Genomic DNA, 13,288 nt, shown 5'->3' on the forward strand with positions numbered 1-13,288 from the left:
CGACGACGGCGCGACCGCATTCCGACCCGTTCGGACGCCGTCGCGCCGTCGTCGTCTTGTCCGCCGCACCTCGACACACTGGGAGCACCCGTGCCCGGCATCCATCCCGACATCACCACCGCGTTCGGCGAGACGCCGCTGGTCCGGCTCAACGCGCTCACCGAGGGTCTCGACGCGGAGATCCTCGTCAAGCTCGAGTTCTACAACCCCGGCTCTTCGGTGAAGGACCGCCTCGGCTACGCCCTGATCGAGGCGGCCGAGCAGTCCGGCGCGCTGCAGCCGGGCGGCACGATCGTCGAGTCCACGAGCGGCAACACCGGCATCGCGCTGGCACTCATCGGCGCCGCGCGCGGCTACAAGGTGGTGCTGACGATGCCCGCGTCCATGTCGAAGGAGCGCCGTGCGCTGCTGAAGGCCTACGGGGCCGAGCTCGTCCTCACCGACCCGTACAAGGGCATGACCGAGGCCGTCGAGACCGCGCAGCGCATCGCCGCCGAGCGCCCGGGCGCGGTGCTGGCCCGCCAGTTCGAGCACGAGGCGAACGCCGCGATCCATCGCCGCACCACGGCCGAGGAGATCTGGCGCGACACCGACGGTCACGTCGACGTGTTCGTGGCAGGTTCGGGCACCGGCGGGACCATCACCGGCGTGGGGCAGGTGCTCAAGCAGCGCAACCCCGACGTGAAGGTGGTCCTCGTCGAGCCGAAAGACTCGCCCGTGCTCTCGGAGGGTCGCGCGGGGGGTCACCGCATCCAGGGCATCGGACCGAACTTCGTGCCCGACGTGCTCGACCGGTCGGTCGTCGACGAGGTGTTCGACGCCGAGTTCGACGACGCGATCCGTGTCGCCCGCGACCTCGCGACCCGCGAGGGCATCCTCGCCGGCATGTCGGCGGGCGCCGCCGTGGCGGCGGCCCTGGAGATCGCCGCACGTCCCGAGTCGGCCGGAAAGCGGTTCGTCGTCATCGTGCCCGACTCGGGCGAACGGTACCTGTCGACCGCCCTGTACGCGCACCTGCGCGACCCGGAGGAGGGGGCGAAGTGACCGACGTGCGCATCGGATTCCTCGCCCGCGTCCGCGAGGATGTGGCCGCCGCCAAGCTCCGCGACCCCGCCGCCCGTTCGGGCATCGAGATCGCCGTGCTGTACCCCGGCCTCCACGCCATCTGGGCGCACCGCGTGTGGCACGCGCTCTGGGTCCGCGACTTCCGGTTCGTCGCACGCGCCGGATCGCAGGTCACGCGCTGGCTCACCGGCATCGAGATCCACCCGGGCGCCACGATCGGCCGCCGCTTCTTCATCGACCACGGCATGGGCGTCGTGATCGGCGAGACCGCCGAGGTCGGCGACGACGTCATGCTCTACCACGGGGTCACGCTCGGCGGACGTCAGCGTGAGGGCGGCAAGCGCCACCCCACGATCGAGGACGGCGTGGCGATCGGCGCCGGGGCGAAGGTCCTCGGCCCGATCACGATCGGCGAGGGCTCGGTCATCGGCGCGAACGCCGTGGTCACCAAGGATGCGCCCGCCGACAGCGTGCTGGTCGGCGTGCCCGCGAAGCCGCGCGCCCGCCGCGTCGGCGACGACACGCGCGCGCTGCTGACCACACCCGAGTACTTCATCTGATCCTCGCCCCACAGCGGGGGACGGGATGCCGCGTCACGCGGCGCTGCGGCGGTGGATGGCGGCGGCGGCGGCGCGCGAGGGCGCATCCAGCTTGCGCAGGATCGCCGACACGTGCACCGAGACCGTCTTGGAGCTGATGTACAGGCGCTCCGCGATCTGACCGTTGCTCAGGCCCTCGGCGACGAGCTCGAGCACCTGCTCCTCGCGGGCGGTGAGGGCCGAATGCGACGAGGCACCCGTGAGGCCGGCATCCGTGAGCACGTCGTTCGCGCGCCGTGCGAGCCCCTCGGCGCCGATCTCGCCGGCGTACGCCGCCGCACCGGCCAGCACGTCGCGGGCGGCGGCGCGGTCGCCCGCCGCGAGCAGCTCCTCGCCGTGCCGCACGCGCCCATAGGCACGCGCGTAGGCGGGGCCCACGCCGTCGGTCGCGGCCTCCCATGAGCCCTCTCCGAGCTCCGCGGTGAACACGGCCGCCCACAGCGGCGCCACCGGCCAGTCCGCCCAGGCGCCGACCACAGCGCGGTACGGCGCGATGTCGGCGTCCTCGCCCTGCTCGCGCAGCATCGCGACCGCACGGGCGGCGACCGACGTCAACGGCAGCGCGAGCGCGGCGGAGCCCTGGGAGCGCAGTGCGGCCTCGGCATGACCGAGCGCGGCGCGCGCGTCGCCGCGTTCCAGGGCGAGCAGGCCGCGGTCGTACGCCAGGCCGAGTCGCGTCTGGAACTCGTACGCGCCGAACGCATCCAGCTCCTCGCGCGCCGCCGCCAGTGCGTCCTCCGCCTCGCCCACGCGGCCTCGCCACAGCGCGAGGCAGACCTGTCGCTCGCGCAGGAACGCGGAGTACAGGCTCGGCTCGATCATCGGCAGCAGCCCGGCGCCCATCTCGGCAGCCGCCCGCAGCTCGCCGGCGTACATGAGCGCCTCGATCGTGTTCGCCTCGACCATCGCCAGGACGCCGCGATCGGAGCGATGCGCGCGGGCGTACGCCATGCCCTCGTGAGCGACGGCGACCGCCTCGTCGTACCGCCCGACCAGCATGAGCGAGTTGGAGTAGTTGATGAAGTACCGCATCATCGCGCGTACGAACCCCTCGGCGAAGGGGCGCGCGGATTCGAAGTCCGCCACCGCTCGGGCGTCGCCGCCGCTCGTGCCGCACGTCGCCGCGATGAGCATCGCGTGGGCGACGAGCTCGCGGGCCTCCGGGTCGCCGGCGGCCGCGGCCGGTTCGGCGGTGGCCTGGGCGACGAGCGCCATCTCACGGCCCACGCGCTGGTCGCCGCCCATCATCTGCACGCGGGCCGAGGTGACGAGCAGTCCCGCCCGCTGCACGTCGTGGCGCGGATCGTCGCCGAGGATCCGCAGCGCGCGCTCGATGCTTCCGGTGCCGTCCGAGACGCCGGACTGGAACTCGGTCGTCGCCAGCTCGCCCAGCATCGCCGCCTGTCCGACGGGGTCGTCGGCCGGCCACGTGTCGACCGCCTCGCGCGCGAACGCGACGGCGCGCTCGAGCCGGTTGGCCGACACCAGCGCGGCGGCGGTGCGGCGCAGCACCTCGGCCCGCGGCATCCCGCTCACCCCCTCGGGATCGGGCACGGCGTCCCACAACTCCAGGGCGCGCTCCCCCGCCTCGGCGGCCGTCCACCAGGCGGACGCGCCGATCGCGGCGCGCTGCGCGACCACCGCGGCGGCCAGCGCGCGGTCCGGCACGTGCGCGGCGCGCCAGTGGTGCGCGATGTCGGCGAGCACCCGCGGCGTCGCCGGCGCCGACTCCAGCGCCTGCGCATACGTCGTGTGCAGCCGGGTGCGTTCGGTCGGCAGCAGCTCGTCGTACACGGCCTCCTGCATGAGCGCGTGGCGGAACGCGTACGCGTCGTCGCGGACCACCACGATCTGCGCGTCCACCGCGCTGCGCACCGCGGTCTCGAGCGCGTCCTCGTCACCGCCGAACACCGTGCAGACCACCGCGTGGCCCACCTCGACCCCGCCCGTCGCCAGGACGCGGGCGAATCGCCCGGCGTCGGCATCCAGACGCTCGTAGCGCAGCAGCAGCACGTCGCGCAGCGACATCGGCAGGCGTTCGTCCGAGAAGCTCGCGAGCTCTTCGACGTAGAACGGGATGCCGTCGCTGCGGGCCGCGATGTCGTTGAGCACGCCGGCGGTCAGCGTCTCCCCCGAGACGGCGTTCGCGAGGGCACCCACCTCGACGGGGCTGAGCCGTGCGAGCGGGCGGTGCACGAGCAGGCGCGCGCGATCCAGTTCGGCGAGCACCGGGCGGAGGGGATGCCGGCGCCCGACGTCATCCGTGCGGTACGACAGCAGCACGAACAGGGGCAGCGCCGCGGTGCGGCGCACGAGCCGCGACACGATCTCGCTCGTGGTGCCGTCGGCCCAGTGGAGGTCTTCGACGATGACGACGAGGCGGTGGGTGCGCGCCAGGTCGGAGAAGAGCTCGACCACGACATCGGCCAGCCGCTCCGTGTCGCCGGGGGCGTCGGCGAGCGACGGGACGAGCACGCCGAGCGCGTCCGCACCGGGTCCGGCCGCCGCACGCACCGCGTCGGCGCCGAGGGCGTCCACCAGGCCTCGCACCAGGTCGGTGATGGCCGTGAGCGGCGCGGGGCCCGAGCCCGAGTCCACGCAGGCGCCGCGCAGCACGATCGACCGATCACGGCCGTCCGCCCGCTCGACCTCGTCCACGAAGTCGCGGAGCAGGCGCGTCTTGCCCATGCCGGCATCGCCGGAGACGATGACCGCGCGGCCCGTCTCGCCGACAGCGGCGAGCTCCTGCCGCAACGCATCGAGGTCCGCCTGACGACCGACCAGCGGAACCCTGCCGACCTGCATACCGTCCATCATTCCACCCGGCCCGGCGTGCGGGACGCCCGGCCGGATCAGGAGGTCTCCCTCTTCCGGCGTCTTCAGCTGCGGCGCTGCTGCACCTTGTCCTTGATGAACAGCGGCGGCAGCAGCCACGTCGCGAGCGCCGTCACGAGCCACACGATGAGCGTGCCGATGATCCACGCCACGGCGCCGTCGATGCCGATGCCGGCGGCCGGGATCAGCACGGCGATCAGCAGGGCGACGAAGGTCGAGAGCAGCCCGATGCCGCCGATCAGCGCGTTCGCGTGGCGGCGGGTGATCTTCAGCAGCCACGGCGCGAGGATGCTCTGCAGCACCGCGAAGATCACGACGGCCAGGACGATCCCCCACCAGTCGTTCCAGTGCAGGTAGAAGCCCGGCAGGATCAGGTCGGCCGCGATGAGCCCGAGCGCCGCCGACACGAGGAAGATCAGGGCGCGGATGAGGAACGTGAGCACGCTCGAAGCCTAATGGGACGGCATGACCCGCCGACGGCGCGTGTCACCGCATTTCGGGCCGTGTCGCGCCGACGCCGTTCGTCACGCGTCGGTGCCGAGCGCGGCCAGCCGTGCCTCTTCGTCGGCCTGGATCGCGGACTCGATGATCGGCTCCAGCGCCCCGTCCATCACCTGGTCGAGGTTGTACGCCTTGTAGCCGGTGCGGTGGTCGGCGATGCGGTTCTCGGGGAAGTTGTACGTGCGGATGCGCTCGGAGCGGTCCATGCCGCGGATCTGCGAGCGGCGGGCGTCGGATGCCGCGGCCTCCAGCTCCTCCTGCTGCTTGGCGAGCAGGCGGGCGCGAAGGACGCGCATGCCGGCCTCGCGGTTCTGCAGCTGCGACTTCTCGTTCTGCATCGACACGACGATCCCCGTCGGCAGGTGCGTGATGCGCACCGCCGAGTCGGTCGTGTTGACCGACTGGCCGCCGGGACCCGACGAGCGGAAGACATCGATCTTCAGGTCGTTCGGGTCGACGTGGATCTCTTCGGGCTCGTCGACCTCGGGGAACACCAGCACGCCGGTCGTCGAGGTGTGGATGCGTCCCTGCGACTCGGTCGCCGGCACGCGCTGCACCCGATGCACACCGCCCTCGTACTTGAGGTGCGCCCACACGCCCTGAGCGGGGTCGGACGAGGATCCCTTGATCGCGACCTGGACGTCCTTGTAGCCGCCGAGGTCTGACTCGTTGCGCTCGAGCAGCTCGGTCTTCCAGCCCTTCGAGGCCGCATACTGCAGGTACATCCGCAGCAGGTCGGCGGCGAACAGCGCCGACTCGGCGCCGCCCTCGCCCTGCTTGATCTCCATGATCACGTCGCGCGCGTCGTCGGGGTCTCGCGGGATCAGCAGACGGCGCAGCTTCTCCTGAGCCTCCGCGAGCCCGGCCTCCAGGGCCGGGATCTCGTCGGCGAACGCGTCGTCCTCACGGGCGAGCTCGCGGGCGGCATCCAGATCGTCGGATGCCGCCACCCAGTCCTCGTGGGCCTTCACGATGCGCGAAAGCTCGGCGTAGCGCCGGTTGACGCGCTTCGCACGCGCGGCGTCGGCGTGCACCGCGGGGTCCGAGAGCTCCTCCTGGACCGCGCGGTGCTCGTCGATCAGCCCTTTGACGGACTCGAACACGGGATCACGCCTCGACAAGCTCAGCGGATGCTGTTGTCGTGCGCGTGGCTGTGGCCACCGCTGTGACCGTTGCCGGCCCCCGGGATCGACTTCATCTGCATCGTCTGCATCTGCACCAGGAACTCGACGTTCGACTGGGTCTCCTTGAGCTTGCCGAGGACGACCTCCAGCGCCTGCTGCGGGTCGAGGCCGGCCAGCGCACGACGGAGCTTCCAGGTGATCTTGACCTCGTCGGCCGAGAGCAGCATCTCTTCGCGACGCGTCGACGACGCGTTGACGTCGACGGCCGGGAAGATGCGCTTGTCGGCGAGCTGGCGGCTCAGGCGCAGTTCGCTGTTGCCGGTGCCCTTGAACTCCTCGAAGATCACGTCGTCCATCTTGGAGCCGGTCTCGACGAGGGCCGTCGCGAGGATCGTGAGCGATCCGCCGTTCTCGATGTTGCGCGCGGCGCCGAAGAAGCGCTTGGGCGGGTACAGCGCCGACGCGTCGACGCCACCGGTCAGCACGCGGCCCGAGGTCGGCGCCGAGATGTTGTAGGCACGGCCCAGACGCGTGATCGAGTCGAGCAGCACGACGACGTCGCGACCGAGCTCGACGAGGCGCTTGGCGCGCTCGATGGCGAGCTCGGCGACCGTCGTGTGGTCCTCGGCGGGGCGGTCGAAGGTCGAGGCGATGACCTCGCCCTTGACCGTGCGCTGCATGTCGGTGACCTCTTCGGGGCGCTCGTCGACGAGCACGACCATGAGGTGGACCTCAGGGTTGTTGATCGCGATGGCGTTGGCGATCTGCTGCAGCACGATCGTCTTGCCCGCCTTCGGGGGCGCGACGATGAGGCCGCGCTGGCCCTTGCCGATGGGGGCGACGAGGTCGATGATGCGCTGGGTCAGCTTCTCGGGCGCGGTCTCCAGGCGCAGACGCTCCTGCGGGTACAGCGGCGTGAGCTTGCCGAACTCGACACGCGTCGCCGCGTCGTCGACCGACAGGCCGTTGATCGCGTCGACCTTGACCAGCGCGTTGTACTTCTGGCGGCTGGACTGCTCGCCCTCGCGCGGCTGCTTGATCGAGCCGACGACGGCGTCGCCCTTGCGCAGGTTGTACTTCTTGACCTGGCCGAGCGAGACGTAGACGTCGCTCGGGCCGGGCAGGTACCCGCTCGTGCGCACGAAGGCGTAGTTGTCGAGCACGTCGAGGATGCCGGCGATCGGGATGAGGACGTCGTCCTCGCCGATCTCGGTCTCGAACTCGTCGCCGACCGGCTGCGTGCCGCGGCGCTTGTTGCGCTGACGGCCGCGGCCGTTCGCCTGGCCCTGCTGCTCGTCGGCGGCCTCGGCCTTGGCAGGCTCGGCGGCCGGCGCCTCGGCCGGCGCGTTCTGCGCCTGGCTGTTCTGGGCCTGGCCGTTCTGCGCGTTCTGACCACGGTTGCGGCTGCGGCTGCGGCTGCGGCTGCGGCTGCGCGACGGGGTCTCACCGTCACCGTCGGCGGCGGGCGCCTCGGCGGCCTCGCCCTCGGCCGGTGCCTCGGCGGTCTCGCTCTCGGCAGCAGGCGTCTCGGTGGATGCCTCAGCCGGTGCCTCGGCGGGCTCGACGACCTCTTCGGCGGCCGGAGAGGCCTCCGCAGCGGGCGCGGCCTCAGCGGCCGGCTGCTCGTCGGCGACGGGCGCGGCCTCGGCCGGCGCGGCCTCGGCTGCGGCGTCGGCGGTGGTGCTCTTGGCGCGGCGGGGCGCGCGCTTGCGCGGCGCCTTGACGGGCGGCGCGGGCTCGACCGGGGCCTCTTCGGCCACGACCTCGGCCGCGACGGCCTCGACGACGGCCTCTTCGGCCACGGCCTCGGCCACAACGGCCTCGGCGACCGCCTCCTCGGCGGCCTCTTCGGCCTCCGGAGCGGGCTCGGCGACGGCCTCGGCCACCGCCTCTTCGGCCACGGCCTCGGCGACCTCGGCCTCGACGACCGCCGCCTCGGCGACGACGTCTGCTGCTTCCGCCTGGGCGACCAGGTCGCCGGCGGTGTCGACGTTCTCGGCGCCCTCGGGCGCCTCGGCGCGCTCGTCGGCCGGAACGTCGGCGTGGATCTCGGAGATGGACTCCACGAGTTCTCCCTTGTGAAAAACGAACGGATATGCACGATCGCACGGCGCTGCGGGGGCAGCTGCCCAGCCATTCGGCAGGGTTCAGTCCCGGCCGACGGGGTGAGGGACCGCGAGGGTTCTCAGCGGGCGTCGGCAGGTAAGAATGCCGTGCGGTGGTTTCGCAGAATTGCGACGGAGGCCAGATTCACGGGTTACGTGGAACCCTCCGCGTACTCCCTCACTGTACCACCCTTGAAGTCGACGGCGAGCATGAGCGCCTCCCACGGGGTGTCGGCTGCCAGGTTCGTCGACGATGCCGCGAGCGCCGCCGCCTCGAGGCGGCGCCCCGGTCCGTCGGCGAGCACGAGCACACTCGGGCCCGCTCCTGAGACCACCGCGGCGAACCCCTCGGCTCGCAGCGTCCGCACCAGCTTGTCGGTCTCGGGCATGGCGCTCGCCCGATAGTTCTGGTGCAGCTTGTCCTCCGTCGCCGCCTGCAGCAGCTCCGGACTCTGGGTGAGAGCCGCGATCAGCAGCGCCGACCGCGACACGTTGAACACGGCGTCCTCGCGCGGCACCTGCATGGGCTGCAGGCTCCGGGCGAGCGCGGTCGACATCGTGAACTCGGGGACGAAGACGAGCGGCGAGACACCGCGGTGCACCAGCAGCTTCTTGTGCTGCGGGCCGTCCTCGTCCACCCACGCGATCGTCAGCCCGCCGAACAGCGCCGGGGCGACGTTGTCTGGGTGCCCCTCCAGCTCGGTCGCGAGGCGCAGCAGCGCATCCGGGCCGAACTCGACGTCGCCCTCCAGCAGGCCCTTCGCGGCCAGCAGGCCCGAGACGACGGCTGCGCCCGACGATCCGAGACCCCGCCCGTGCGGGATCACGTTGCGCGCGTGGAGCCGGAGTCCCGGCATCCGTCGTCCCACCGACTCGTATGCGTACGCGATCGATCGCACCACGAGGTGCGAGGCGTCGCGCGGCACGTCTGCGGCACCGGCGCCCTCGACCTCGATCTCGAGCTGTCCCTCGGGCAGCGCGGTCACGTCGAGCTCGTCGTACACGCTCAGCGCGAGGCCGAGCGTATCGAAGCCGGGACCGAGGTTCGCGCTCGTCGCGGGGACCCGCACCAGGACGCGGCGCCCCGGTGCGGGGACGACGGCTGCGTTCACGCCGAGGCCGCCGCGGGGGCGAGATCGAGGACGGATGCCACCTCGGACGTGGTCGCGTCGACCACCGTCGGCTCGACCTGCGAGCCGTCGGCGTTGCGCAGCGCCCAGTGCGGGTCCTTGAGGCCGTGGCCGGTGACCGTCAGCACGACGCGCGCACCCTGCGGCACGATGCCCGCCTCGACACGGTCGAGCAGACCGGCGACGCTGATCGCCGACGCCGGCTCGACGAAGATGCCGACCTCGCTCGAGAGCAGCTTCTGGGCCGCGAGGATGCGGTCGTCGTCGATGGCGCCGAAGTAGCCGTCGGTCGCCGCGCGGGCGTCGATCGCGAGATCCCACGAGGCCGGGTTGCCGATGCGGATCGCGCTCGCCACGGTGTCGGGGTCCTTCACGACCTCGCCGAGGACGAGCGGCGCCGATCCGGCGGCCTGGAACCCGAACATGCGCGGCACGCGGGTCGACACGCCCGCCTGGGCCTCTTCGGTGTAGCCGCGCGTGTAAGCGGTGTAGTTGCCCGCGTTGCCGACCGGGATGAAGTGGAAGTCGGGCGCGTCGCCGAGCTGCTCGACGATCTCGTACGCCGCCGTCTTCTGGCCGTCGATGCGGTCGGGGTTGACCGAGTTGACCAGGTGCACGGGGTAGTTGTCGGCGAGCTCGCGCGCGATCTCGAGGCAGTCGTCGAAGTTGCCGCGGATCTGGATCAGGCGACCGTTGTGCGCGACGGCCTGGCTGAGCTTGCCCATCGCGATCTTGCCCTCGGGCACGAGCACGGCGGCCGTGATGCCCGCGTGGGCGGCGTACGCGGCGGCCGAGGCCGACGTGTTGCCCGTCGAGGCGCAGATGACGGCCTTTGCGCCGTGCTCGATGGCACGCGACACGGCGACGGTCATGCCGCGGTCCTTGAACGACCCGGTCGGGTTCATGCCCTCGAACTTCACCCACACGTCCGTGCCGGTGCGGCGCGACAGCGCCGGTGCCGGCAGCAGCGGCGTGCCGCCCTCGCCGAGCGTGACGACGGTCGAGGTGTCGGTGACACCCAGTCGATCTGCGTACTCGCGGAGGACTCCGCGCCAAACATGAGCCATGTCGGTCTCCTTCACACCCTCACTTGCCAGAAAAGTTCAATCGCCTTCGACCCGGAGCACCGAGACGACGCGTTCCACGACGCCGCTGGCGGCAAGACGCGCCACGGTGTCGCTGAGGTCCTGTTCGACCGCCTTGTGCGTGCCGATGACGAGGCGCGCCACACCGGGCTCGCCGTTGCCCGCCGAGACGACGGTCTGCTCGACGGTCGCGATCGACACGCGCCCCTCGCTCAGGGTGCCCGCGACCGTCGCGAGCACGCCCGGCTGGTCGTCGACCTCGAGCGTGATCTGGTAGCGCGTCGTGACGCGGCCGATCGGCACGATCGGCAGGTTCGCGAGCGTCGACTCCCCCACGCCCACACCACCGGCGATGTGGCGGCGGGCGGCCGACACGACGTCGCCGAGAACGGCGGACGCCGTCTGCACGCCGCCCGCGCCGGCGCCGTAGAACATCAGGTTGCCGGCGGCCTCCGCCTGCACGAACACGGCGTTGTTGGCGCCGTGGACGCTCGCCAGCGGGTGCTTGCGGTCCACGAGAGCCGGGTACACGCGCACCGAGATGGATTCGCCGGATGCCTCGACCAGGCGCTCGCACACGGCCAGCAGCTTGATGACGTAGCCGGCGTGGCGAGCGGCATCCATCATCGACTTGTCGATCCCGGTGATGCCCTCGCGGTGCACCGCATCGAGCGGCACCGTGGTGTGGAACGCGAGGCTCGCGAGGATCGCGGCCTTCTGCGCGGCGTCGTAGCCCTCGACGTCGGCCGTCGGGTCGGCCTCGGCGTACCCGAGGCGCTGCGCGTCGGCGAGCACGTCCGAGAACTCCGCGCCCTCGGTGTCCATGCGGTCGAGGATGTAGTTCGTCGTGCCGTTGACGATGCCCATGATGCGCTGCACGCGGTCGCCCGCGAGCGAGTCGCGCAGCGGACGGATGATGGGGATCGCACCGGCGGCCGCCGCCTCGTAGTACACCTCTGCACCCACCTGGTCGGCGGCGTCGAAGATCTCGGGGCCGTGCGTGGCGAGGAGCGCCTTGTTCGCGGTCACGATGTCGGCGCCCGAGTTGATCGCCTGCAGCAGGTACGTGCGCGCCGGCTCGATGCCGCCCAGCAGCTCGATGACGATGTCCGCGCCCACGATGAGCGACTCGGCGTCGGTCGTGAACAGCTCGCGCGGGAGGTCGGCGTCGCGCTTGGCGTCGACATCGCGCACCGCGATGCCGGCCAGCTCCAGGCGTGCGCCCGCACGGTCGGCGAGCTCGTCGGCGTGCTGACGCAGCAGCGCCGCGACCTGCGAGCCGACGGCTCCGGCTCCCAGCAGCGCGACACGGAGGCGGCGGTAGTCGGTCACTTCGTCTCGCTTCGCTCGCTCAGTACAGGCATGCGTGGTTTCCCTTCCGTCGGTGAATCGCCGGGCTCGTCCGTGAGGACGGACCCGACGGCGAGGCCGGCGTCGCGCGCGAGCAGATCGTCGATCGACTCGCCGCGCACGATGACGCGCGCCTCTCCCCCGCGCAGCGCCACGACGGGCGGACGCGGGACGTAGTTGTAGTTGTTCGACAGCGAGAAGCAGTAGGCGCCGGTCGCCGGCACCGCGAGCAGGTCGCCCGGGGCGACGTCGCCGGGCAGGTACTCGGCATCCACCACGATGTCGCCGGACTCGCAGTGCTTGCCCACGACGCGCGACAGTGCCGGCGCGGCGCCGCTCGTGCGCGAAGCGATGCGCGCCGAGAACTGCGCGCCGTACAGCGCCGGCCGCGCGTTGTCGCTCATGCCGCCGTCCACGCTCACGTACAGGCGGGTGTCGCCCGACTCCAGCGCCACCGGCTTGGTCGTGCCGACCTCGTACAGGGTGACCCCCGCGCGGCCGACGACGGCCCGCCCCGGCTCGAACGCCAGGTTCGGCATCGGGATGCCGCGCACCTCGCACTGCCGGGCCACGGCGTCGGCGATGCCGAGGGCGAGCGCCTCGATCGGCGTGGGGTCGTCGACCGACGTGTAGGCGATGCCGAAGCCGCCGCCGAGGTTCAGGACCGGCAGCTCGCCGCCTTCGCGCAGCTCTGCGTGCAGCTCGACGAGGCGGGCCGCGGACTCCTCGAATCCGGCGGTGCCGAAGATCTGCGAGCCGATGTGGCAGTGAAGGCCGACGAACTCGAGACCGACCAGCTCGCGGATGCGGGCGACGGCGGCCGGCGCGTCCTCCAGTGTGAAGCCGAACTTCTGGTCCTCGTGAGCGGTCGCCAGGAAGTCGTGCGTCTCGGCGTGCACGCCGGTGTTGACGCGCAGCAGCACCGCCTGCGTGGCGCCGCGGCGCTCGACGATGGCCGCGAGGCGCTCGATCTCGATGAGGCTGTCGATGACGATCGATCCGATGCCGACCTCGACAGCGCGTTCGAGCTCGGCGACCGACTTGTTGTTGCCGTGGAACCCGAGTCGTGCAGGGTCGGCACCTGCCGCGAGGGCGACGGCGAGCTCGCCGCCGCTGCACACGTCGACCGCGAGCCCTTCCTCGGCGACCCAGCGCACCATCTCGGTGCTGAGGAACGCCTTGCCGGCGTAGTAGACGCGCGCCTGCGCGCCGTGCAGCGCGGCGGCGGCGCGGAAGGCGTCGAGCGTGCGACGGGCGGTGCGGCGCACCTCGTCCTCGTCGAGCACGTACAGCGGAGTGCCGAACCGCTCGCGCAGCGCGGTGGCCGGGATGCCGCCCAGTTCGAGGACGCCGTCGGCGGTGCGCCGGGCGTCTGTCGGCCACACGGCCGGAGCGAGGTCGTTCGCCTCGACGGGGCGCTGAAGCCACGCAGGAGCGACGGAGCGGGTGTGCGGGTCGGCGGACACTGTGGACCAATCGGTGGGAGCTTCGACG

General features: G+C 72.0%; 10 protein-coding genes. 2 read left to right on the forward strand and 8 right to left on the reverse strand.

Annotated features, from left to right (window positions below; translation table 11 throughout):
* Window positions 1-90 precede the first annotated feature (90 nt).
* Both cysK and epsC read left to right on the forward strand, forming a co-directional pair.
* Window positions 91-1,044, forward strand: a complete 954-nt coding sequence (gene cysK, locus ACFWJ8_RS11995) for a cysteine synthase A (RefSeq protein ID WP_378811607.1) — start codon at window positions 91-93, stop codon at window positions 1,042-1,044.
* A complete protein-coding gene (epsC, locus tag ACFWJ8_RS12000; RefSeq protein ID WP_378811609.1) occupies window positions 1,041-1,625 on the forward strand; it encodes a serine O-acetyltransferase EpsC in 585 nt (194 codons plus the stop codon). Before cysK ends, epsC begins: the two co-directional genes overlap by 4 nt.
* 33 nt (window positions 1,626-1,658) lie before the next feature.
* Here epsC and ACFWJ8_RS12005 read toward each other — a convergent pair whose 3' ends face one another.
* The 8 genes from ACFWJ8_RS12005 to lysA all read right to left on the reverse strand — a co-directional run bounded on the left by ACFWJ8_RS12005 (window position 1,659) and on the right by lysA (window position 13,260).
* A complete protein-coding gene (locus ACFWJ8_RS12005) occupies window positions 1,659-4,469 on the reverse strand; it encodes an AAA family ATPase (RefSeq protein ID WP_378811610.1) in 2,811 nt (936 codons plus the stop codon).
* A 74-nt stretch (window positions 4,470-4,543) separates the two neighbouring features.
* Window positions 4,544-4,942 (reverse strand): hypothetical protein, encoded by a 399-nt coding sequence (locus ACFWJ8_RS12010; protein WP_378811612.1) that lies wholly within the window; start codon window positions 4,940-4,942, stop codon window positions 4,544-4,546.
* Window positions 4,943-5,023: 81 nt separating this feature from the next.
* On the reverse strand, window positions 5,024-6,103 hold the full coding sequence (prfA, locus tag ACFWJ8_RS12015; RefSeq protein WP_378811613.1) for a peptide chain release factor 1: 1,080 nt from the start codon (window positions 6,101-6,103) through the stop codon (window positions 5,024-5,026).
* Window positions 6,104-6,123: 20 nt separating this feature from the next.
* The gene (rho, locus tag ACFWJ8_RS12020; RefSeq protein WP_378811615.1) at window positions 6,124-8,190 is read right to left on the reverse strand and encodes a transcription termination factor Rho; all 2,067 of its coding nucleotides are present in this window, start codon (window positions 8,188-8,190) and stop codon (window positions 6,124-6,126) included.
* A gap of 191 nt (window positions 8,191-8,381) precedes the next feature.
* Window positions 8,382-9,341, reverse strand: coding sequence for a homoserine kinase (gene thrB, locus ACFWJ8_RS12025; protein WP_378811616.1), 960 nt, complete (start codon window positions 9,339-9,341; stop codon window positions 8,382-8,384).
* Window positions 9,338-10,426: a threonine synthase gene (gene thrC / locus ACFWJ8_RS12030; RefSeq protein WP_378811618.1), complete on the reverse strand. Its 1,089-nt coding sequence runs from the start codon at window positions 10,424-10,426 to the stop codon at window positions 9,338-9,340. The genes thrB and thrC overlap by 4 nt, the downstream gene beginning before the upstream one ends.
* Before the next feature lie 36 nt (window positions 10,427-10,462).
* A complete protein-coding gene (locus tag ACFWJ8_RS12035) occupies window positions 10,463-11,776 on the reverse strand; it encodes a homoserine dehydrogenase (RefSeq protein ID WP_378811619.1) in 1,314 nt (437 codons plus the stop codon).
* Window positions 11,773-13,260 carry a diaminopimelate decarboxylase gene (lysA, locus tag ACFWJ8_RS12040; protein ID WP_378811621.1) on the reverse strand — a complete coding sequence of 496 codons (1,488 nt, stop codon included), beginning with the start codon at window positions 13,258-13,260 and terminating at the stop codon, window positions 11,773-11,775. The genes ACFWJ8_RS12035 and lysA overlap by 4 nt, the downstream gene beginning before the upstream one ends.
* Between the last annotated feature and the right edge of the window lie 28 nt (window positions 13,261-13,288).

Origin of the sequence: Microbacterium sp. NPDC058389, from assembly GCF_042722305.1 — a bacterium.
GTDB lineage: Bacteria > Actinomycetota > Actinomycetes > Actinomycetales > Microbacteriaceae > Microbacterium.